Origin of the sequence: Phreatobacter sp. AB_2022a (assembly GCF_026847585.1) — a bacterium.
In the GTDB taxonomy this organism is placed as follows: Bacteria; Pseudomonadota; Alphaproteobacteria; order Rhizobiales; family Phreatobacteraceae; genus Phreatobacter.
The window spans coordinates 81,647-100,761 of sequence record NZ_JAPSET010000006.1 but is presented as its reverse complement, the minus strand read 5'-3'; the positions used below and the strand labels follow the sequence as shown (position 1 = coordinate 100,761).

At 67.8% G+C, this 19,115-nt stretch carries 22 protein-coding genes; 14 read left to right on the top strand and 8 right to left on the bottom strand.

All coding sequences use genetic code 11. The features are described from left to right. A complete protein-coding gene (locus OZ671_RS06440) occupies positions 1 to 561 on the bottom strand; it encodes a sigma-70 family RNA polymerase sigma factor (protein ID WP_038314227.1) in 561 nt (186 codons plus the stop codon). Next, the gene (locus OZ671_RS06435; RefSeq protein WP_268859969.1) at positions 551 to 862 is read right to left on the bottom strand and encodes a NepR family anti-sigma factor; all 312 of its coding nucleotides are present in this window, start codon (positions 860 to 862) and stop codon (positions 551 to 553) included. Before OZ671_RS06435 ends, OZ671_RS06440 begins: the two co-directional genes overlap by 11 nt. 105 nt (positions 863 to 967) lie before the next feature. Here OZ671_RS06435 and OZ671_RS06430 point away from each other — a divergent pair, with 105 nt between their 5' ends. Beyond that, the gene (locus tag OZ671_RS06430; protein WP_268859968.1) at positions 968 to 1,750 is read left to right on the top strand and encodes a response regulator; all 783 of its coding nucleotides are present in this window, start codon (positions 968 to 970) and stop codon (positions 1,748 to 1,750) included. Between the two features lie 43 nt (positions 1,751 to 1,793). Here the strand turns inward: OZ671_RS06430 and OZ671_RS06425 are convergent, their stop codons facing one another. Further along, entirely contained in the window at positions 1,794 to 1,958 is a 165-nt protein-coding gene (locus OZ671_RS06425) for a DUF1328 domain-containing protein (RefSeq protein WP_268859967.1), read from the bottom strand. Positions 1,959 to 2,305: 347 nt separating this feature from the next. On the opposite strand from OZ671_RS06425, the gene OZ671_RS06420 reads away from it, so the two are divergent. Continuing rightward, positions 2,306 to 2,743 (top strand): response regulator, encoded by a 438-nt coding sequence (locus tag OZ671_RS06420; protein WP_268859966.1) that lies wholly within the window; start codon positions 2,306 to 2,308, stop codon positions 2,741 to 2,743. Positions 2,744 to 2,817: 74 nt separating this feature from the next. On the opposite strand, the gene OZ671_RS06415 is transcribed toward OZ671_RS06420, so the two are convergent. Together OZ671_RS06415 and OZ671_RS06410 are read right to left on the bottom strand one after the other, a co-directional pair. Continuing rightward, complete coding sequence (locus OZ671_RS06415; protein ID WP_268859965.1) at positions 2,818 to 3,216, bottom strand: hypothetical protein; 399 nt, start codon at positions 3,214 to 3,216, stop codon at positions 2,818 to 2,820. A 1-nt stretch (position 3,217) separates the two neighbouring features. Further along, positions 3,218 to 3,532 carry a hypothetical protein gene (locus OZ671_RS06410; RefSeq protein ID WP_268859964.1) on the bottom strand — a complete coding sequence of 105 codons (315 nt, stop codon included), beginning with the start codon at positions 3,530 to 3,532 and terminating at the stop codon, positions 3,218 to 3,220. Between the two features lie 298 nt (positions 3,533 to 3,830). Here OZ671_RS06410 and OZ671_RS06405 point away from each other — a divergent pair, with 298 nt between their 5' ends. After that, on the top strand, positions 3,831 to 4,250 hold the full coding sequence (locus OZ671_RS06405) for a hypothetical protein (protein ID WP_038314219.1): 420 nt from the start codon (positions 3,831 to 3,833) through the stop codon (positions 4,248 to 4,250). Positions 4,251 to 4,296: 46 nt separating this feature from the next. Here OZ671_RS06405 and ampC read toward each other — a convergent pair whose 3' ends face one another. Continuing rightward, positions 4,297 to 5,481, bottom strand: coding sequence for a class C beta-lactamase (gene ampC / locus OZ671_RS06400; RefSeq protein ID WP_268859963.1), 1,185 nt, complete (start codon positions 5,479 to 5,481; stop codon positions 4,297 to 4,299). A 257-nt stretch (positions 5,482 to 5,738) separates the two neighbouring features. On the opposite strand from ampC, the gene OZ671_RS06395 reads away from it, so the two are divergent. The 10 genes from OZ671_RS06395 (at position 5,739) to OZ671_RS06350 (ending at position 15,940) form a co-directional block, all read left to right on the top strand. Next, complete coding sequence (locus tag OZ671_RS06395) at positions 5,739 to 5,933, top strand: hypothetical protein (RefSeq protein ID WP_268859962.1); 195 nt, start codon at positions 5,739 to 5,741, stop codon at positions 5,931 to 5,933. 175 nt (positions 5,934 to 6,108) lie between these two features. Further along, entirely contained in the window at positions 6,109 to 6,906 is a 798-nt protein-coding gene (locus tag OZ671_RS06390; RefSeq protein ID WP_268860044.1) for a DeoR/GlpR family DNA-binding transcription regulator, read from the top strand. Positions 6,907 to 7,008: 102 nt separating this feature from the next. Beyond that, positions 7,009 to 8,541: a glycerol-3-phosphate dehydrogenase gene (gene glpD, locus OZ671_RS06385; RefSeq protein WP_268859961.1), complete on the top strand. Its 1,533-nt coding sequence runs from the start codon at positions 7,009 to 7,011 to the stop codon at positions 8,539 to 8,541. Between the two features lies 1 nt (position 8,542). After that, entirely contained in the window at positions 8,543 to 9,634 is a 1,092-nt protein-coding gene (locus OZ671_RS06380; protein ID WP_268859960.1) for an ABC transporter ATP-binding protein, read from the top strand. Beyond that, complete coding sequence (locus OZ671_RS06375; RefSeq protein ID WP_268859959.1) at positions 9,631 to 10,716, top strand: ABC transporter ATP-binding protein; 1,086 nt, start codon at positions 9,631 to 9,633, stop codon at positions 10,714 to 10,716. The genes OZ671_RS06380 and OZ671_RS06375 overlap by 4 nt, the downstream gene beginning before the upstream one ends. A 3-nt stretch (positions 10,717 to 10,719) precedes the next feature. Beyond that, positions 10,720 to 11,613: a carbohydrate ABC transporter permease gene (locus tag OZ671_RS06370; RefSeq protein WP_268859958.1), complete on the top strand. Its 894-nt coding sequence runs from the start codon at positions 10,720 to 10,722 to the stop codon at positions 11,611 to 11,613. Next, complete coding sequence (locus tag OZ671_RS06365; protein ID WP_038314212.1) at positions 11,610 to 12,401, top strand: carbohydrate ABC transporter permease; 792 nt, start codon at positions 11,610 to 11,612, stop codon at positions 12,399 to 12,401. The genes OZ671_RS06370 and OZ671_RS06365 overlap by 4 nt, the downstream gene beginning before the upstream one ends. Beyond that, the gene (locus OZ671_RS06360; protein ID WP_268859957.1) at positions 12,401 to 12,700 is read left to right on the top strand and encodes a DUF2160 domain-containing protein; all 300 of its coding nucleotides are present in this window, start codon (positions 12,401 to 12,403) and stop codon (positions 12,698 to 12,700) included. Before OZ671_RS06365 ends, OZ671_RS06360 begins: the two co-directional genes overlap by 1 nt. A 59-nt stretch (positions 12,701 to 12,759) precedes the next feature. Further along, positions 12,760 to 14,520 carry an ABC transporter substrate-binding protein gene (locus tag OZ671_RS06355; protein WP_268859956.1) on the top strand — a complete coding sequence of 587 codons (1,761 nt, stop codon included), beginning with the start codon at positions 12,760 to 12,762 and terminating at the stop codon, positions 14,518 to 14,520. Positions 14,521 to 14,695: 175 nt separating this feature from the next. After that, complete coding sequence (locus OZ671_RS06350) at positions 14,696 to 15,940, top strand: serine hydrolase domain-containing protein (protein WP_268859955.1); 1,245 nt, start codon at positions 14,696 to 14,698, stop codon at positions 15,938 to 15,940. 14 nt (positions 15,941 to 15,954) lie between these two features. Here the strand turns inward: OZ671_RS06350 and OZ671_RS06345 are convergent, their stop codons facing one another. Then, on the bottom strand, positions 15,955 to 16,527 hold the full coding sequence (locus OZ671_RS06345; RefSeq protein ID WP_268859954.1) for a histidine phosphatase family protein: 573 nt from the start codon (positions 16,525 to 16,527) through the stop codon (positions 15,955 to 15,957). Between the two features lie 280 nt (positions 16,528 to 16,807). Between OZ671_RS06345 and OZ671_RS06340 the strand changes: the two genes are divergently transcribed. Further along, a complete protein-coding gene (locus tag OZ671_RS06340) occupies positions 16,808 to 18,100 on the top strand; it encodes an NAD(P)/FAD-dependent oxidoreductase (protein WP_268859953.1) in 1,293 nt (430 codons plus the stop codon). A 64-nt stretch (positions 18,101 to 18,164) separates the two neighbouring features. On the opposite strand, the gene OZ671_RS06335 is transcribed toward OZ671_RS06340, so the two are convergent. Further along, entirely contained in the window at positions 18,165 to 19,019 is an 855-nt protein-coding gene (locus tag OZ671_RS06335; protein WP_268859952.1) for a DUF2182 domain-containing protein, read from the bottom strand. Between the last annotated feature and the right edge of the window lie 96 nt (positions 19,020 to 19,115).

Genomic DNA, 19,115 nt, shown 5'->3' with positions numbered 1-19,115 from the left:
TCAGGTATCGGAGCCGGAGCCGGAAGACCCTTGCAGGGCGGCCGCCGTCCGGCGGTCCGGTCCGAAGTCGTCAGCGCCGTGGATCTGCAGCAGTTCTGCCAGCTTGGCACGGGCGCGGTTGACGCGGCTCTTCACGGTGCCGACGGCGACGCCGCAGATTTCCGCGGTCTCCTCGTAGGACAGTCCGCTGGCGCCGACCATGATCAGCACCTCGCGCTGCTCGTCGGGCAGGGTGGCCAGAGCCTTGCGGAAATCGGCCAGGTCGAGGTGGCTTTCCTGGTTCCCCTGGGCCGAGAGGCGTTCGGTATAGGCGCCGTCCGTATCCTGGATCTCGCGTCCGCGCTTGCGGTAGAGCGAAAAATAGGTGTTGCGCAGGATGGTGAAGAGCCAGGCCCTGAGGCTGGTGCCGGGCTCGAACTTGTCGGCATTGGACCAGGCTTTCAGGAGCGTGTCCTGGACCAGGTCGTCGGCAAGCTGCATCGAGCCCGACAGCGAAGCGGCGAATGCCCTGAGATTGGGAATTTCGGCAACCAGGCCGTCGCGGAAGCGATCATCGCTCATCCGCTTCACCCTCCGGCTTGGCTTGGAGCTCCTTGGCTTCGAGTTCCGCGAGGAGAACCAGGAAGCGATCGGGGATCGGCGCTTTGACGAGATCGTCGTAGTGGGCTTTCAGCGAGCGGCCGATCGCCTCCTGGACGCGCTGATCGAGGACCGGTTCGTTCTCGAAGACCTCGTCATTGGGGTCCTCGTCCTGGGGATGCGCCATACTCGTCCTCATCATCGCTTCGGCCAATGATACGCAAGCCACCTGATGGTCGCGGAAGCGTCGCGCCGACAGGCGCACATACACCGATCCGCTCACCGGAACTTCGGCTCGCCCGCAAAGTTCCTTTTACGCGCAAAAAGAAAAGACTTGCCAAATGGTGGTGGCCGGTGGTCGCTTGCCGGCGCAGTCGGGAGCCCGTTCATGACCCTCGCTAAGGATATCGCTCAACATCTTCCGTATCTGAGGCGCTTCGCGCGCGCGTTGCATGGCACCCAGGCCGACGGCGATGCCCGGGTGATGACGACGCTCGAAGCTCTGGTCGCAGATCCTTCGATCTTTGAACGTGATCTCGGCGAGAGGGTTGCGCTCTATCGGCTTTTTCTGGACCGCGGGCCGGCGGAAAGCAGCGGCGCGACGGCTGCCGGCGCTTCCGCCGCGGATCGCAATCTCGACGCGCTCACCCCGCTTTCGCGGCAGGCCTTCCTGCTGCGCACGGTCGAGGGCTTCAGCCTGGCCGAGGTGGCCGCCATCCTCAACATGCCGGTGGTGGAGACGGCCGATCTGCTCGATCGAGCCGGGCGCGAAATTGCCGAGCAGGTCGCAACCGACGTGCTGATCATCGAGGACGAGCCGATCATCGCGCTCGACATCGAGGCGATGGTCCAGGAACTCGGCCACAGGGTGACCGGGGTCGCACGCACCCACAAGGAAGCGCTCGCGCTGGTGGCGGCGAAGAAGCCTGGTCTCGTCCTCGCCGATATTCAGCTTGCCGACGGCAGTTCCGGACTGGATGCGGTCAATGAAATCCTGCGGTCGATCTCCCTTCCGGTGATTTTCATTACGGCCTATCCGGAGCGCCTGCTGACCGGCGAGCGTCCCGAGCCGGCTTTCCTCATCACCAAGCCGTTCCAGCAGGACGCGGTGAAAGCGGCGGTCAGTCAGGCTCTGTTCTTCGATCGCCGGGCGGGGCGGCAAGCGGCATGACGCTACCCGCCGCCGCACGCTGCTTGCGAAGGGGCGAGCGCAATCAGGATCGCGAAACGAGGCCGCTGACGGCTGAGATCGCAAAGGCGACCAAGGCGGCGAAAAAGACGACCTGCGCGGCCGAAACGACCGTACCGGCCAGGCCGCCGAAGCCGAGCGCCGCGGCGACCAGCGCGACAAGGAGGAAGATAATGGCCCAGCCGAACATGCGGCATCTCCCGTTGGGGCATTGACGATATCCGGAAAACGCCAGCAACCGCAGTTGGTTCCGCGGCAATGCACAGATGCGCCGTGCGGATTGAGGTCAGTGGCCGAGGCCGCCCTTGAGACCGGTGAGGAAGCCCATCGCGGTGGCGATGACGAACAGGACGATCGATGCGAAGAAGATGACGTTGACGACAGCCATGGCGCTTCTCCCGCTCCGGCTCCGATGGCGGCGCGCGGCCCGGCCGGGCATCCGCCCCTGCACGGCTGCCGCGCCGGGCAGGTCATTCCCAAGATAGCCAATAAGCCGGTTCTGAGCTATCTCGGAGAATATCCGCCGGCCGCGGCACGATGTGGGGCTCGCGGGAGGGCAGACCGTTGGGTAACCCCAGAATTCTGATCGTCGAGGACGATCCATTCATCGCTATCGAACTGGAGGCCGTGGTGACCGACGCCCTGAGCGGCGCGGTGGAGGTCATGATCGCCGGTTCGCTGGCTTCGGCCGCCGTGGCGGCCGCGGAGCCACTCGATTTTGTGCTGCTCGACATCGACGTGGTCGGCGGCAAGACCTTCGCTCTCGCCACCATGCTGGCCGCTCGGGGAACGCCTTTCGCCTTCGCCTCGGCCTCGCTGCCCGCCGATCTGCCGGAAACACTGCAGTTCGCACGCTTCGTCGGCAAGCCGTTTTCAGGCGCGGTCATCGAGGCGCTGGTATTGGAAATGCTCCGGCCGGCACTGCTCCGCGCAGCCACTGGAGTGCGTGACGACGGGGCCGGTGCCGGCGCCTGACGATGGCCGCCGCGGGCCGGCCATGACCGGCTCCGCTCCTGGTGACGGAGCGAAGCGCCGTCGCTTCGCCGCGATCAGCGGCCGAGCTGACGTCCGACCGCTGCGCCGAGCAGCAGGATGCCGCCGAGCGCGGCGGCGCGCAGCCCCGGTTTCGAGGCGAGGGCGCTCGCCGCGACCGGCGCCAGCGCAAGGGCGGTGGCGGCGGCCGGACTGGGCTTGCGGGGCCGCGACCGGATGAAGGCCGCGGCCGCCAGGATGAGCAGAGCCAATGCGCAAAGCCCGCCGGCAATGATGAGATTGGCAACCACTGGGTCGAAACGGGCCGCCAGCACGATGTAGAGCGCGGCGAGCGCGAAGCCCAAGGCGACGAGCACGACCAGTCCGGCGAGCATCTGTAGTCCGCGCACGAGGAGGCTCGTGCGGATCGACTGTCCGGCTTCGCCGATGGCGAGCGTGCCGATGGCCCTCAACATGTCAGCGCGCCGTCATCAGGCCGACGATCAGGCCGATCGCGGCGGCGATGCCGAGGCTGCGCAGCGGCCGCGCCCTCAGTTCCTCCGCCAGCAGGCGCTGCAACTCGCTCGCCTGTCCCTTGGCGGCCTCGGCCATGACGTCCGTATCGATACCGGCAGCCTTCAGCTTGGCGGCGACATTGGCTGTGACGCTTTCGGCGGTCTCGGCCGCCGCGTCGCGGGCTGCGGCTCCGGCGGCGGCGGCGCGCTCGACCGCGTCCTCGACCTCCGCCTTGGCTGCGGCAGCGCGCTTGGCGACGGAAGCAGTATCGACCATGACGATCTCCTTTTGATAAAAAGACGGTCCGACCCCGGTCAAAACACGCGATTTCAGCGCAGGTTGATCGGTTTTCCCGGAGAAGGCAACGTTTGCGCGCCGTTTCGGTTCCTCGCTCCGTCCGCAGGCGCGCGCGGCGCCCCGTCGCGTATGGCGGTCATGCCCGGAGCCGCACTCGACTGACCCTGGTGCGTTCATCTAGCCTGTGACGCGGCCCGATCCTTGGGGGGCCATGAATTCGCCGTGAGTGAATCAAGACGTGATCGTGTCGTATCGCTGTATTTTGGCCGCCTTGTCCTTGCTGATGCTGACCATCGGCAGCGCCCGGGCGCAATGGATGGTGCAGGACATTGCGGCACGGCCGGGCAGCAGCGCGGTGCTGGACATGACCTACCGAAGCTCGGGGGAGAAGTTCACCGCCGTTTGCAGCGACACCGGCGTCTTCGTCTCCTATGCCGTCGGCTTCCAGATCGTCCGGGGCCGCAACGAGACGCTCGAAGGGTCCTACCAGGTCGACGACGGGCCGATGCGGCCGATCGCCTGGACGGCGCCGGGCCGCACGGCCTATGTCGGCGCCCGCTATGCTGAGGCGCTGCTGCACGACATTGCCGGTGCGGACCGCCTGTTCATTCAGTTCGCCGGCGTCGAACAGACCTTCGACCTGACCCCGCTGAAACCCTATGCCGAGGCGATCAAGCGGCGCTGCCGCATGCACTGACGGGGTGAGCGGATGGCGAGCGGCGAACAGACAGGGGATGGCACCGCTACCGCCGGCTCGCCTCGCCGAGCCGATCGAGGATCGCATGGGCCGCCCTGATCCGCGCCGGTATCGGCACATTGCGGTTCATCAGCATGACAAGGCCGATCTGCCGTGCCGGCACGAACGCGACATAGGCGCCGAAACCGTTGGTCGAACCGGTCTTGTTGAACAGGGTCGGACCGGTCGGAGCTTGCGGCGGGATCAGCGCGGCGGCTGGATCGGTGTTCAAGGCCCGGCCGTTGCCCGCCAGGAGCCGGTCGAGCGTGACCGGATAGGCATATTGCTCCCAGCCGAGCCCCTGCACCATGTCGCCGGTCCGGAAGTAGCCGACATGGGTGGCCTGGACCGCACGCCGCATCGGCTCCTCGAGCCGGCTCGGGTCGATATTGGCCTCGACAAAACGGATCAGGTCGCCCGCCGTCGTCTTGATCCCATAGGCTTCCGCCGCGAACAGCCCTGGATTGACGCGGATCGGCCGGTTCTCCCGCGCATAGCCCCAGGCATAGTTGGCGCGCGCCTCCTGCGGCACGCGGATATGGCTGTGGCGCAGGCCGAGGCGGGGGAGGATCTCGTTTTCCATCGCCTGGGTGAAGTCGCGCCCGAATGCGCGCGCGGCGAGATGGCCGAACAGGCCGAGGCTCGGATTGGAATAGCGCCGCTGTGCGCCCGGCGCCGCATCGGGCCGCCACTGCCGGAAATAGCGGATCATCTGCGCGGTGTCGGCAACCTCGCCCGGGAACTGCAGCGGCAGCCCGCCCGCCGTATAGGTGCCGAGATGCAGAAGGGTGGCCCGGTCGATGGCGCTGCCGCGCAGGTCGCGCAGGTAGCGGCTCGGGTGCTCGTCGAGCGACAACTTGCCGAGCGCCTCTGCGTAGCCGGCAAGCGTCGCGGTGAAGGTCTTGCTCACCGAGCCGATCTCGAACAGCGTCGCGGCATCCACCGGCCTGTTGGTCTCGCGCGAGGCGACGCCATAGGTGAAGACCGCGGAGCGGCCATCGACGGTCACCCCGACCGCCATGCCCGGGACGTCGTGCTCGGCCATCAGCGGTCTTATTGCGCCATCGACCGCACCGCGCAGGCCGGCATCACCGTCATCCGCGCGCGCCGCGGCGGCGGCGACGAGGGGCGCGGCGAGAGCGAGCGCTACGACGGCAAAACGTATCGGTCTGCGGGAAAGGCTGCGGGGCACGTCGTTTCATCCTTGTTCAGGCCGGCTGCCTCGCCCCGGCAGCGGTCCGCTCGCTGCATGGTCGGCCGGCGCGGGGAGGAGACAGAGCCGTCCAATATGGCGGCACGGCGGCGACGCATGGCCGGACCTCCGCGTCACCCGACTTTTTCCGGAGGCCCGTCCGCGGCGCCGGTGTCGCGCGGAACATTGCGGATCGGCGCGGCGTTGACGGACCAGCCCGGCCGGCCGGCCGGGCCGCAAGGCAGGGCGGGCACGTCATGCATACGATCGATCAGGAGCTTCGCGACAAGCTGATCGTCGCGATCGCTGCGCTCAACCAGGTGGCCGAGGCGCTGGCCGAGCAGGGCCTGCGGCTGGATATCGAAAGTTCCGACGCGACACTCGTCGGGACGCCGGCGCGGCGCAATATTTTCCGGGCGCGCATCTCCACCCCGCCGGTCTTCATTCCCTGAGCAAGGCCGCTTCCCGGCCGCTGCCGCGGCCGAGCGGGCGGCACGAAGGCGTGCATCCGGCTTCCGCGTGAAGCCATTTTCTGCGAGAAGGCATTTCGGAAATAGTTCGGATGTGTGATAAGTGAAAATCGATATGAACGCATGATGTGACCGGCGGGGCCATCCCTTGAACACGATGAGCGATCTGTCGCCGCGCCAGTCGGAAATCCTCGGCCTGGCCAGGCTCGCCGGCCGGGTCGGCGTCGACGAGCTCGCGCGTCGCTTCGACGTGACCCCGCAGACGGTGCGCAAGGATCTGAACGAGCTCTGCGAGCGGCGCATGCTGCAGCGGGTGCATGGCGGCGCGGTGGTCGCCTCCGGCGTCGCCAACCTGTCCTACGACGCGCGCCGCTTCGCCGCCGCCGAATCCAAGCGGGCCATCGGCCTTGCCGCGGCGGAGCTGATCCCGAACGGCTCGTCGCTGTTCATCAATATCGGCACGACCACCGAGGAGGTCGCCAGGGCTCTGGCCTTCCGCAACGATCTCCTGGTCATCACCAACAATCTCAACGTGGCCATGGAGCTTTACCGGCATGCCGGCATCGAGGTGATCGTCGCCGGCGGTACCGTGCGCAAGACCGACGGGGCCGTGGTCGGCGCGGCCGCGACCAATGTCATCAGGCAGTTCAAGGTTGATTATGCCGTCATCGGCGTCTCGGCCATCGATCTCGACGGCACGCTGCTCGATTTCGACTATCGCGAAGTGCTGGTCACCCAGGCGATCATCGAGAATGCCCGCCAGGTGATCCTGGTGTCGGACAGTTCCAAATTCGCCCGCAAGGCTCCGGTGCGGATTGGCCATATGAGCCAGATCGACAGTTTCGTCACCGACGCCATCCCCTCTGACGAGATCCGCCAGATGTGCCGTGAGGCGCAGGTCGAGGTGCGGGAGGCCGATCCCGAAGGTCTCCTGGCGCAGCAGGATATGGACTGAACCTCCGTCATTCGTTTCCATTTTCACTTGCTTTCGTTTTTGCCTTCGTTTTAAGCTTTGTCTGGTTGGGATCGCGCCATCGGGTCGCGGCGGGGAGCGCGCGTGCAGGAGCAGTTCGACATCCTGGTGATTGGCGGCGGCATCAACGGCTGCGGCATCGCGCGCGACGCCGTCGGGCGTGATCTCAGCGTCTGCCTCGTCGAAATGGACGATCTGGCGAGCGGCACCTCCTCGGCCTCCACCAAGCTGATCCATGGCGGCCTGCGCTATCTCGAATATTACGAGTTCAATCTGGTCCGCCATGCCCTGCAGGAGCGCGAGGTGCTCTGGGCCATCGCGCCGCATGTCATCGGGCCGCTGCGCTTCGTGCTGCCGCACCATTCCGGCCTGCGTCCGGCCTGGCTCCTGCGTCTCGGCCTGTTCCTCTACGACCACCTCGGCGGCCGCAAGCTGCTGCCGCCGACCCGCACGCTCGATCTCGCGCGGGATCCGGCCGGCGCACCGCTGAAGCCCGGCCTGTTCCGCAAGGGGTTCGAATATTCCGATTGCTGGGTCGACGACGCCCGCCTCGTCGTCCTCAACGCGCGCGACGCCGCCGATCGCGGCGCGGTGGTGCGCACCCGCACCCGCATGGTCGGCGCCGAACGGACGGCCGAGGGCTGGCGCGTCACGCTCGAGAACATGAGGACCGGGGCGCGCGATGTCGTTTCCGCGCGCATGCTGGTCAATGCCGCCGGCCCCTGGGTCGCCGAAGTGCTGGCGGGCCGGCTCGGCATGGCCGCCGGCGCCAAGGTGCGGCTGGTCCAGGGTTCGCACATCGTGGTGCCGAAGCTCTTCGCCGACGAGCGCTGCTACATCTTCCAGACGGCCGATGGCCGGGTCGTCTTCGCCATCCCCTACGAAGGCGACCATACCCTGATCGGCACGACCGATCTCGACTATCACGGCGATCCTGCCGCCGTTGCCGCGACCGAGGCCGAGATCGCCTATCTGTGCGAGGCGGCGAGCGTCTATTTCCGCGAGCCGGTGAAGCCGGACGATGTCGTCTGGAGCTATTCGGGCGTCAGGCCGCTCTACGACGACGGGGCGAGCGAGGCGCGTGCCGCAACCCGTGACTATGTTTTCGAGCTCGACGCCGCCGGCGGCCAGCCGCCGCTCCTGTCGATCTTCGGCGGCAAGATCACCACCTATCGCCGGCTTGCCGAAGAGGCGCTGGCCAAGCTCGGTATCGGCGCCGGCAAGCTCGGCGCGGGCTGGACGGCGCATGCCGCGCTCCCCGGCGGAGACTTCGCCATCGGCGGCCGGGAGAGCCTCGCGGCGGGATTGCGGGCCGATTATCCCTTCCTGGAGCCCGCCCATGCCGCGCGGCTCGCCCGTTCATACGGCACGCGGGCGCGGGCGATCCTCGGCGCCGCGCGGCGTCGGGAGGATCTCGGCCGCGATTTCGGCGCGACGCTGACCGAGGCCGAGGTCGCCTATCTCGTCGAGAGCGAATGGGCCGTCACCGCCGCCGACATCGTCTGGCGCCGGTCGAAGCTCGGTCTGAGGATGCAGCCGGGCGAGATCATAGCGCTGGAGCGCTTCCTCGCCGAGCGGCCGGAGCAGCGCGGCGAAACAGTGAGGCGGGGAGCCTGACATGAGTCTCGTCCTCGATACCGTGTCGAAGTTCGTGGCCAAGGCCCGGCATCTCGACGCGGTGTCGATGCGACTGGAACGCGGCAGCCTCAATGTGCTGCTCGGCGCGACGCAGGCCGGCAAGACCAGCCTGATGCGCATCATGGCGGGCCTCGACGTGCCGACCTCCGGCCGGGTCCTGATGGACGGCGTCGACGTGACCGGCGTGCCGGTCCAGCGGCGCAACGTCGCCATGGTCTACCAGCAGTTCATCAACTATCCCTCGATGAGCGTGTTCGAGAACATCGCTTCGCCGCTGCGGGTGCAGGGCGTCGCACGCGGCGAGATCGAGGCGCGTGTCGCCTCGGCGGCGCGGCTCCTGAGGCTCGAACCTTATTTGAGGCGCACGCCGCTCGAGCTCTCCGGCGGCCAGCAGCAGCGCACCGCCATCGCCCGGGCCCTCATGAAGGGCGCCGATCTCGTGCTGATGGACGAGCCCCTCGCCAATCTCGACTACAAGCTGCGCGAGGAACTGCGCGAGGAGCTGCCGCGCATCTTCGAGGCCTCCGGCGCCATTTTCGTCTATGCCACCACGGAGCCGGCCGAAGCCCTGATGCTGGGCGGCGCCACCGCGACGCTCCATGAGGGCCGGCTGACCCAGTTCGGCCCGTCGGGCGAGGTCTATCGCGAACCGCGCGACCGCATCACTGCCGAGGTCTTCTCCGATCCCCCGCTCAACGCCATTGCCGTGGCCAAGCGTGGCGCCGAGCTCGACTTCGGCGCCTTTGGCCGGCTGCCCGCCGGCCGTTTCGCCGGCGTCGCCGACGGCGATTACGTCCTCGGCTTCCGTGCCCACCAGCTCTCGCTCGACCCGCTCGCCGCTGGCGCGCTGGCCTTGCCCGCGACGGTGCGCGTCTCCGAGATCACCGGCTCGGAAAGCTTCGTCCACCTGGCGGCCGGGGACCATCTGCTGGTGGCGCTGGCCTCGGGCGTGCGGCTGCTCGAACCCGATCAGCCGATCACCTGCTGGCTCGATCCGCAGCGCGCCTTCCTGTTCGACGCCGGCGGCATGCGTGTCGACCGGCGGCCTGCGGCCGGGGAGGGCGTGCGATGACCGCGATCACCCTGGAGCGTCTCGCCCATTCCTATCTCGCCAATCCGGGCGAGGCGGCGGCGGACTGGGCGCTGAAGGAGCTCGACTTCACCTTCCGCCATGGCGGAGCCTATGCGCTGCTCGGCCCTTCGGGCTGCGGCAAGACCTCGCTGCTCAACATCATTTCCGGCCTGGTTTCGCCAACCCGCGGCCGGCTGAAGTTCGACGGCCGCGACGTGACGGACGAGACGACCGTCCAGCGCAACATCGCCCAGGTCTTCCAGTTTCCCGTGGTCTACGACACCATGACGGTCGGCGAGAATCTCGCCTTTCCGCTGAAGAACCGGCGGATGGACCCGGCCGGCATCAGGCGGCGCGTGGCCGAGATCGCCGAGCTGCTCGACCTGACACGCGATCTCGACCGCAAGGCGCGCGGCCTCACCGCCGATGCCAAGCAGAAGATCTCGCTCGGCCGCGGCCTCGTCCGCTCCGACGTCTCGGCGATCCTGTTCGACGAGCCGCTCACCGTCATCGATCCGCATCTCAAATGGGAACTGCGCTCGAAGCTGAAGGTGATCCATCGCCAGCTCGACGTCACCATGATCTACGTCACGCACGACCAGACCGAGGCGCTGACCTTTGCCGATACGGTGGTGGTCATGTCCGAGGGCCGGGTGCTGCAGGCAGGGACCGCGGCGGAGCTGTTCGAGCGGCCGGCCCATACATTCGTCGGCAATTTCATCGGCTCGCCGGGCATGAACTTCATTCCCTGCACGGTATCGGGCGCCGAAGCCTCCGTCGGCGGCGCGGCCGTGCCGCTCGCCCGCCGCTATGGCCGGCTTGACGGCCGGGTGGAGCTCGGCATCCGGCCGGACCATGCCCGTCTCGGCCCGGCAGGGGCGGGGCTCGCCGCGCGGCTCCTGCGCGTCGAGGACCTCGGCCGTGTCAGGCTCGCGCGGGTCGAGGTAGCCGGCGCGCCGGCCGCGGTCACTGTCCCGGAAGGCTTCGAGCCGGCGGGCGAGGCCGTGTCGGTGCTGCTCGATGCCCGGCGCATCAACATCTATGCGGACGGACGGCTGGTCGCCCCGGCGGAGGAGGCCTGATCCATGCAGAAGATCGCCGACAACCGCGCCTGGTATCTGGTCCTGCCGGTCGTCCTGCTGGTGGCGTTCAACGCGCTGATCCCGCTGATGACCGTCGTCAACTATTCGGTCCAGGATACGTTCGGCAACAACCAGTTCTTCTGGAACGGCATCGGCTGGTTCCAGGAAGTGCTCGATCCGAGCTCCTCGGTCGGCCAGCGCTTCTACGACGCGCTCGGCCGCAATCTCCTGTTCTCGGCCATCGTGCTCGCCATCGAGGTGCCGCTCGGCATCGCGGTCGCGCTCTCCATGCCGAAGGCGGGCCGCGGGGTGGCCTGGACGCTGGTCCTGATGGCGCTGCCGCTGCTCATTCCATGGAATGTCGTCGGCACCATCTGGCAGGTCTTCGCGCGCGGCGACATCGGCCTGCTCGGCTATGCCGTGAACCGGCTCGGCATCGACTACAACTATGCCAATGGCATTCTGGCGGCCTGGGTCACCATCATCGTGATGGACGTCTGGCACTGGACGAGCCTCGTCGCGCTGCTGTGCTACGCCGGCCTGAAATCCATTCCCGACGCCTATTACCAGGCGGCCAAGATCGACGGCGCCTCGCGCTGGGCGGTGTTCCGCACGATCGAGCTGCCGAAGATGAACCGCGTGCTGCTGATCGCCGTGCTGCTCCGCTTCATGGACAGCTTCATGATCTATACCGAGCCCTTCGTCGTCACCGGCGGCGGCCCGGGCAACACGACGACCTTCCTGTCGATCGACCTCGTCAAGATCGCCCTCGGCCAGTTCGACCTCGGCAAGGCCGCGGCGCTGTCGATCATCTACAATGTCATCGTGCTCACCGTCTGCTGGGTCTTCTACACCGTCATGACCCAGGGCGAGGCGCCGCGGGAGGGCGAGCCATGAGAGGCAGCCGCGCCATCCTCATCCTCTACCTCGTCTTCCTCATGTTGCCGATCTATTGGCTCGTCAACATGAGCTTCAAGACCAACAATGAGATCACCTCGGTCTTCTCGCTCTATCCGCAGACCTTCACGCTGCGCAACTACGAGAAGATCTTCACCGACCCGTCCTGGTATATGGGCTATGTCAATTCGCTGACCTATGTGGTGATCAACACGCTCCTGTCGATCGGCGTCGCGCTGCCGGCAGCCTATGCCTTCTCGCGTTATCGCTTCGTCGGCGACAAGCACCTGTTCTTCTGGCTGCTGTCGAACCGCATGGCGCCGCCGGCGATCTTCGCGCTGCCCTTCTTCAATCTCTACTCGGCGATCGGCCTGTTCGACACGCCGCTCGCCGTCGCGCTCGCCCATTGCCTGTTCAACGTGCCCCTGGCGGTGTGGATCCTGGAGGGCTTCATGTCCTCCGTGCCGCGCGAGATCGACGAAACCGCCTATATCGACGGCTATTCGTTCCCGCGCTTCTTCGTGAAGATCTTCACGCCGCTGATCGCCAGCGGCATCGGGGTCGCCGCCTTCTTCTGCTTCATGTTCTCCTGGGTCGAGCTTCTGCTGGCGCGTACGCTGACCAACAACAAGCCGATCTCCTCGATCATGACGCGCACGGCGTCCGCCGCCGGCATGGACTGGGGCCTGCTCGCCGCCGCGGGCGTGCTCACCCTCATTCCCGGCGCGCTCGTCATCTGGTTCGTCCGCAACTACATCGCCAAGGGCTTTGCCCTCGGGAGGGTGTGATGGCCGACTGGTTCGCGCAGACCTTCGCCTGGATGGCCTGGACCTGGCAGACGGCGCTGCTGTTCGCCGCGCTGTTCGCGACGCTTGCGGTCATGACCGTGCTCGCCGTCCGCCGCCCGGAAGCGGAGCGGGTGGGCATCTTGCGCATCGGCACCACGCGCGGCGACCGCCTGTTTCTCTCGATCCTCAGCGCAGCGATCATCCACCTCCTGTGGATCGCCTGCGGCGGCGCCTCCCTGCTCTGGGGGGCGACGCTTCTGTCGTTCGTATGGGCCGTCGGAGTGTTCCGATACGTCTGACGCAACATTCAAGAAAACCCGGCCAACGGGACGTGCAGGAGATCCCCAAGGAGAAGACGATGGCTATCAAGATCAATAGAAGAGCATTCGTCGCGGGAACGTCGGCCGTCGTGGCCGCGCCCTACCTGTCGACGTCGGTGCGCGCCCAGGCCGATGCCGCCCGCCGCTGGATCGACAACGAGTTCCAGCCGTCCGTGCTGACCAAGGATCAGCAGATGGCGGAGATGGACTGGTTCATCAAGGCGGCGCAGCCCTATCGGGGCCAGGAGATCAACGTCGTCTCGGAGACGATCACGACGCATGAATACGAGGCGGGAACGCTGGCCAAGGCGTTCAGCGAGATCACCGGCATCAGGCTCAAGCACGACCTGATCCAGGAGGGCGACGTCGTCGAGAAGATCCAGACGCAGATGCAGTCGGGGCGCAACGTCTACGATGCCTGGGTCAACGATTCCGACCTGATCGGTACGCATTTCCGCTACCAGCAGGCGGTGCCGCTGACCGACTGGATGAGTGGCGACGGCAAGGACGTCACGCTGCCGACCCTCGATGTCGAGGACTTCATCGGCCGGTCGTTCACCACCGGGCCCGACGGCAAGCTCTACCAGCTGCCCGACCAGCAGTTCGCCAATCTCTACTGGTTCCGCTACGACTGGTTCCAGCGCCCGCAGATCCGCGAGGCCTTCAAGCGCCAGTTCAATTACGATCTCGGCGTTCCCGTGAACTGGTCGGCCTATGAGGACATTGCCGAGTTCTTCACCAATACCGTGAAGGAAATCGACGGCGTCCGCGTCTATGGCCACATGGACTACGGCAAGAAGGACCCCTCGCTCGGCTGGCGCTTCACCGATGCCTGGCTGTCCATGGCCGGCAACGGCGATCGCGGCATCCCGAACGGCATGCCGGTCGACGAATGGGGCATCCGCATGGAGGGTTGCAATCCGCGCGGCGCCCATATCGCCCGCGGCGGCGACACCAACGGGCCGGCGGCGGTCTATGCGGTCGAGAAATATGTCGAGTGGCTGAAGAAATACGCCCCTCCCGGCGCGGCGGGCATGACCTTCTCCGAATCCGGCCCGGTGCCCGCCCAGGGCAACATCGCTCAGCAGATGTTCTGGTACACCGCCTTCACTGCCGACATGGTCAAGGCCGGCCTGCCGGTCGTAAACAGCGACGGCACCCCGAAATGGCGCATGGCGCCGTCGCCCAAGGGCTCCTATTGGCGCGAGGGCATGAAGCTCGGCTACCAGGATTGCGGCTCCTGGACGCTTCTGAAGTCGACACCGGTCGAGCGACGCAAGGCCGCCTGGCTCTACGCCCAGTTCTGCGTATCCAAGTCGACCAGCCTGAAGAAGAGCCATGTCGGCCTCACCTTCATCCGCGAGAGCGACATCTGGCACCAGAGCTTCACCGACCGGGCCAAAAATCTCGGCGGTCTGATCGAGTTCTACCGCTCGCCGGCGCGCGTGCAGTGGACGCCGACCGGCAACAACGTGCCCGACTATCCGCGGCTCGCACAGCTCTGGTGGCAGAATATCGGCGACGCCTCCTCCGGCGCCAAGACGCCGCAGGCGGCCATGGATTCGCTTGCCGACGCCATGGACGACGTGATGATCCGCCTCGAGCGATCGAACGTGCAGGGCGCCTGCGGGCCGCGCATCAATCCCAAGACCTCGGCCGAGGAATGGTATCGCCGGGCCGAGCAGGCGGGCACGATCGCGCCCCAGCGCAAGCTCGCCAACGAGAAACCGCAGGGCCAGACCGTCGATTACGACGGCCTGATCCGGTCCTGGCCCGCGACGCCGCCGAAGCGCAACTGAGCCTTGGTGTTGTCCGGCACGACAGGAAGCGGGGGCCTGGCCTCCGCTTTCTGCGTTTCGAGGCGGCCGTCCCGCGGATGCATGGACGGGTCCCGCATCCGGCGTTGCGCCGGCCGCCGGCGCGCTGGACAGTTGCGTGCTCGCTTTCGCCGCCTGCCGCAGGAGTTCCACGGCCATGACCGCATCCGCATCGCCAATATCGGTCGCTGAAGCCACCGATCCGAAGGCCCTCGGCACGATGCAGGGCTTCCCGCCGCCGACCGACCGCATCGTGGCCTTCGCCGACGGATCGTTCCGGTCGTTTCCGCAGTCGCGCTGGGCCTGGAGCAATATGCGCCAGCTGGTGCCGACGGTCGCGGTCTGGCGTGGCCCGGGGCCGGCCTCGGCGCTGCCGCGCGCCGAAATCGACCTCGATCCGCTCCGTTTCACCACCATGGACGGCCAGCCCATGACCTTCGCGGAAGCGGTCGCCGCGACCTATGCCGACGGTATCCTTGTGCTGCACCGCGGCCGGGTCGTCTACGAGCGCTATTGCGGGGCGCTCGAGGCCCACAAGCCGCACATTGCCATGTCGGTCACCAAGTCTTTTGTCGGCACGCTGGCCGGCGCGCTGGTCGCCGACGGGCTGGTCGATGCCGAGGCGCCGGTCACCCGCTACGTGGCGGAGCTCGGCCGCAGCGCCTTCGGCGATGCCAGCGTGCGGCAGGTCATGGATATGACCACCGGCCTCCGCTACACGGAGGTCTATACCGACGAGACGTCCGGCGTCTGGGGCCTGCGCAAGGCCAACGGCATGGCGGCCCGCGAGCCCGGCTATTCCGGCGCCGCGACACTCTACGATTTCCTCGTGGCGCAGGAGAAGCAGGGCGAGCATGGCGCCGCTTTTGCCTACAAGACCGTCAATACCGACGTGCTCGCCTGGATTCTCAGGCGCGCGTCCGGCCGCTCGCTGGCCGACCTGCTCGCCGAGCGCATCTGGTCGCAGCTCGGCGCCGAGGAGGATGCCTTCTTCACGGTGGATTCGATCGGCACCGAGTCCGGCGGTGGCGGGCTCAACACGACCCTGCGCGACCTCGCCCGGTTCGGCGAGATGATGCGCTGCCGCGGCGCCTTCAACGGCCGGCAGATCGTTGCTGAAAGCGCTGTCGCCGACATCATGCGCGGCGGCGATCCCGAGAAGTTCAAGCCGGCCGGCTATGCGACGCTGCCGGGCTGGTCCTATCGGTCCATGTGGTGGGTCAGCCACAACGCGCACGGCGCCTATATGGCCCGCGGCATTCACGGTCAGTCGATCTATGTCGATCCGAAGGCCGAAACGGTCATCGTCCGCTACGGCTCGCATCCGCAGGCCGGCAATGTCGCCAACGATCCGGTCACGCTGCCGGCCTTCATGGCCGTGGCCAAGGCGCTGATGGCCTAGCGGGCGCCGGGGCCTCAGCGCGGCGCGATCCTGCGCCAGCCATGGGCGACGGCGCGACTGTCCCGGTCGAAGCGCCAGTAGTGGCCCTCGTGCGGCTGGTCGAAAGCGCGGCTGATCGGCTGGCCGAGGCAATGGCAGAGCAGCAGCGTGCCGACGCCGCCATGGGCGACGATGGCGACGTCGCCGGGGGCGGCTGCAGCCAGCACGCGCCCGACCGCCGTGACGATGCGCGCCTGGGCGTCGATGGCGCGCTCCCAGCCCCGGACGCTCGCCTCCGGGGCGGCAAAGAAGGCATTGGCCACCTCCTGGAACTCGGCCGGCGGCAGGAAGCCGGTGGCGCTGCGGTCGTTCTCGTGCAGCGCAGGTTCCACCATGACCGGCAGGCCGAAGCGCGCGGCAAGAAGGCCGGCCGCTTCGATCGCCTTCGTCTCGCTGCTCGCCCAGACGCTGGTCAGTCCGGCGAGGCCGGGCGTCGCGGCGAAGGCACGCATGCGCCGGACGCCGGCTTCGGCGAGATGCCAGCGCGGCACCGGCACGCCGGGATCGACGACCACTTCTGGGTGGGTGATGAAAAATATCTGGGCCATGGCCTGTTCCAGGGCGCCGCGCGGTGCGGGCCGTTCGCCTGTCATAGCGGGCGCGCGGGCTCTGGTGCCACGGCTTGCGTGGTGGCGTCCATGCCCGCCGGCGACGGTCGAGGTTCGTGGAGATGGCGTGCGCAGGCGACATCGATCTCCGGATGCCGCGCCGGCCTGTCGGGACCGGCCCCCCGTCGTCGATCGGATTCCGCTTTGCGGTGGCGCTGTGCTAGGCCTGGATCGCCTGGCCTCCGACGAGGTCCAAGGCCGTGCATCGGGATGAACCATCATGACGCGACCGCGTGTGGTCATCGTTGGCGGCGGTTTCGGCGGTCTGGCCGCGGCAAAGGCGCTGCGCAAGGCGCCGGTCGACATCACGCTGATCGACCGGCGCAATCACCACCTGTTCCAGCCCTTGCTCTATCAGGTGGCGACGGCCGCCCTGTCGCCCGGCCAGATCGCCCAGCCCATCCGCTCGATCCTCAGGCGCCAGGCCAATGCCACGGTGCTGCTCGACGAGGTGGTCGGCGTCGATCGGGCCCGCAAGCACGTCATCGGCCGCCGCGCCGGCGAAATTCCCTACGACACGCTGATCCTCGCGACCGGCGCGACCCATGCCTATTTCGGCCACGACGAATGGGCTGAGACCGCGCCGGGGCTGAAGACTCTGGATGACGCGACAGCCATTCGCCGGCGCATCCTGGAGGCCTTCGAACAGGCCGAGCTTGCCACCGATCCGGCCGAGCGGGAGAGCTTTCTGACCTTTGCCGTGATCGGCGCCGGCCCGACCGGCGTCGAGATGGCCGGCGCCATTGCCGAGCTTGCCCGCCACACCCTGGCCGACGACTTCCGCAATATCGACCCGACCTCGGCCCGCGTCGTGCTGATCGAGGCGGGCCCGCGCGTGCTGCCGGCCATGCCGGAGACCCTGTCGGCGGCGGCCAAGGCCGGCCTCGAGCGGCTCGGCGTCGACGTCAGGCTCAATCTCGCCGTGACGGGCTGCTTTCCCGATCGTGTCGAAGCCGGTGCGACGACGCTGGCCTGCCGCACCATCGTCTGGGCCGCCGGCGTGCGGGCTTCGCCGGTCGGTGCCTGGCTCGGCGCCGACGTCGCGCTCGACCGGGCCGGGCGCGTGGAAGTGAGCGGCGACCTGTCGCTGGCGGGCTATCCGGAAATCTTCGTCGTCGGCGATGCAGCTCACGTCGTCGGCCCTGACGGCAAGCAGGTGCCGGGCATAGCCCCCGGCGCCAAGCAGCAGGGCGCCTATGTCGCGGCGCTGATCCGGGCTCGGCTGGAAGGGCGGACCTTGCCGGCCTTCCGTTATGTCGACCGGGGCAATCTCGCCACCATCGGCCGCGGCGAAGCAGTGGTCGATCTCGGCTGGTTCCGCTTCAAGGGCTTCTTCGCCTGGGTTTTCTGGGGCCTCGTCCACATCTTCTTCCTGATCGACTTCCACAACCGGATCTCGGTGATGTTCGACTGGATCTGGTCCTATGTCAGCTTCGGCCGCAATGTCCGCCTGATCACGGCGGGGGCGGGCGCACCCGAGCCGAAACAGCCGCCGCCCGCGGGGGAGATCTAAGGATCGCGCCGATCGGCGCGATGGCCGGCGGACGCGCGGCGGCGAACCCGATCCGCCTGTCCGTTCAGGCGAGGGCGGCGACCGCCTGCACGGTCAGCACCAGCCCGACCCCGAGGGCGCCAGCGCCGGTCGCACGCGCGACCTCCTCGCCGCCAGGGGCAAGCCGCTCGGCGGTGATCGCGGCGGTCAGCACGGTCATCGCGGCAAGGTCCATGACGCCGCAGACCAGCAGGATGGCGGTGAGGCCGGCACTGCCGCCGGCGCAATGGCATCCGATCCGGAGGCCGTCTCGGAACGCGGCGAGCGGCCGCGTTTCCGCTTTCTGGCCGAGCCCCGGCAGCCGGCGCCAGCAGGCGAGATGCCGCGCCTTGGCCGCGCTGAACTGCGTCAGCGCGCCGGCAAGAACGACGACGGCGCCCGCCAATGGAACGAGGGTTGCGATCGTCGATTTCCGCAAGGCGGTTTCGGCGAGGGCCGTGCCGAGGGCGAATATGACGGTGCCGATGGCAAGCCAGACCGTGAAATAGCCGGTTGCGACCACCAGCATGAGCGCGCCGCGACGGGCCTTGCTCGCCGCGCCGAGGGCGTGGCGGCAGCGCCAGAGCACGGGAGCGAGCGAGGGCAGCATCATCGCCACCATCATCACCAGCCACATGGCGACGAAGCCGGTGCCTGCGGCGGCCCAGCCTTCTCCGCACAACCGGATCCAGGGCATCGTCAGCATCCAGCCGCCGGGCATGGGAACGCCGGCCATGGCCGGCATGGCCGCGCACCAGAAGCCGGTCGCGCCGAAGCTTGCAAGGCTGACGGCGCCGGCGACGGCAAGGAAGCGTCGCCGCTTCGAGGCCTCGTCATCGGCTGGCCGATCGGCCCGGTGCAGGCGCCGCACGGTGCCGGCGCAAGGTGCAGGTGTTGCCATCCGCCGCCTCTTCATCACTCTTGTCGTGGTTCGCCCGGGCATCGCGGCTGCGCCGCCCGCCCGGTGGGTGACGACGAAGCTAGGACCGGGCCGATG

Bases quoted from the DNA above. Each gene is read 5' to 3' on its own strand.
- OZ671_RS06425 (WP_268859967.1), bottom strand. From the start codon at position 1,958: ATGTTCGGCTGGGCCATTATCTTCCTCCTTGTCGCGCTGGTCGCCGCG.
- OZ671_RS06395 (WP_268859962.1), top strand. From the start codon at position 5,739: ATGCATACGATCGATCAGGAGCTTCGCGACAAGCTGATCGTCGCGATC.
- OZ671_RS06390 (WP_268860044.1), top strand. From the start codon at position 6,109: ATGAGCGATCTGTCGCCGCGCCAGTCGGAAATCCTCGGCCTGGCCAGG.
- OZ671_RS06365 (WP_038314212.1), top strand. From the start codon at position 11,610: ATGAGAGGCAGCCGCGCCATCCTCATCCTCTACCTCGTCTTCCTCATG.
- OZ671_RS06380 (WP_268859960.1), top strand. From the start codon at position 8,543: ATGAGTCTCGTCCTCGATACCGTGTCGAAGTTCGTGGCCAAGGCCCGG.
- OZ671_RS06375 (WP_268859959.1), top strand. From the start codon at position 9,631: ATGACCGCGATCACCCTGGAGCGTCTCGCCCATTCCTATCTCGCCAAT.
- OZ671_RS06415 (WP_268859965.1), bottom strand. From the start codon at position 3,216: ATGTTGAGGGCCATCGGCACGCTCGCCATCGGCGAAGCCGGACAGTCG.
- OZ671_RS06440 (WP_038314227.1), bottom strand. From the start codon at position 561: ATGAGCGATGATCGCTTCCGCGACGGCCTGGTTGCCGAAATTCCCAAT.
- OZ671_RS06360 (WP_268859957.1), top strand. From the start codon at position 12,401: ATGGCCGACTGGTTCGCGCAGACCTTCGCCTGGATGGCCTGGACCTGG.
- OZ671_RS06410 (WP_268859964.1), bottom strand. From the start codon at position 3,532: ATGGTCGATACTGCTTCCGTCGCCAAGCGCGCTGCCGCAGCCAAGGCG.
- OZ671_RS06335 (WP_268859952.1), bottom strand. From the start codon at position 19,019: ATGGCAACACCTGCACCTTGCGCCGGCACCGTGCGGCGCCTGCACCGG.
- OZ671_RS06370 (WP_268859958.1), top strand. From the start codon at position 10,720: ATGCAGAAGATCGCCGACAACCGCGCCTGGTATCTGGTCCTGCCGGTC.
- OZ671_RS06350 (WP_268859955.1), top strand. From the start codon at position 14,696: ATGACCGCATCCGCATCGCCAATATCGGTCGCTGAAGCCACCGATCCG.
- OZ671_RS06420 (WP_268859966.1), top strand. From the start codon at position 2,306: ATGTGGGGCTCGCGGGAGGGCAGACCGTTGGGTAACCCCAGAATTCTG.
- OZ671_RS06430 (WP_268859968.1), top strand. From the start codon at position 968: ATGACCCTCGCTAAGGATATCGCTCAACATCTTCCGTATCTGAGGCGC.
- OZ671_RS06355 (WP_268859956.1), top strand. From the start codon at position 12,760: ATGGCTATCAAGATCAATAGAAGAGCATTCGTCGCGGGAACGTCGGCC.
- OZ671_RS06345 (WP_268859954.1), bottom strand. From the start codon at position 16,527: ATGGCCCAGATATTTTTCATCACCCACCCAGAAGTGGTCGTCGATCCC.
- OZ671_RS06340 (WP_268859953.1), top strand. From the start codon at position 16,808: ATGACGCGACCGCGTGTGGTCATCGTTGGCGGCGGTTTCGGCGGTCTG.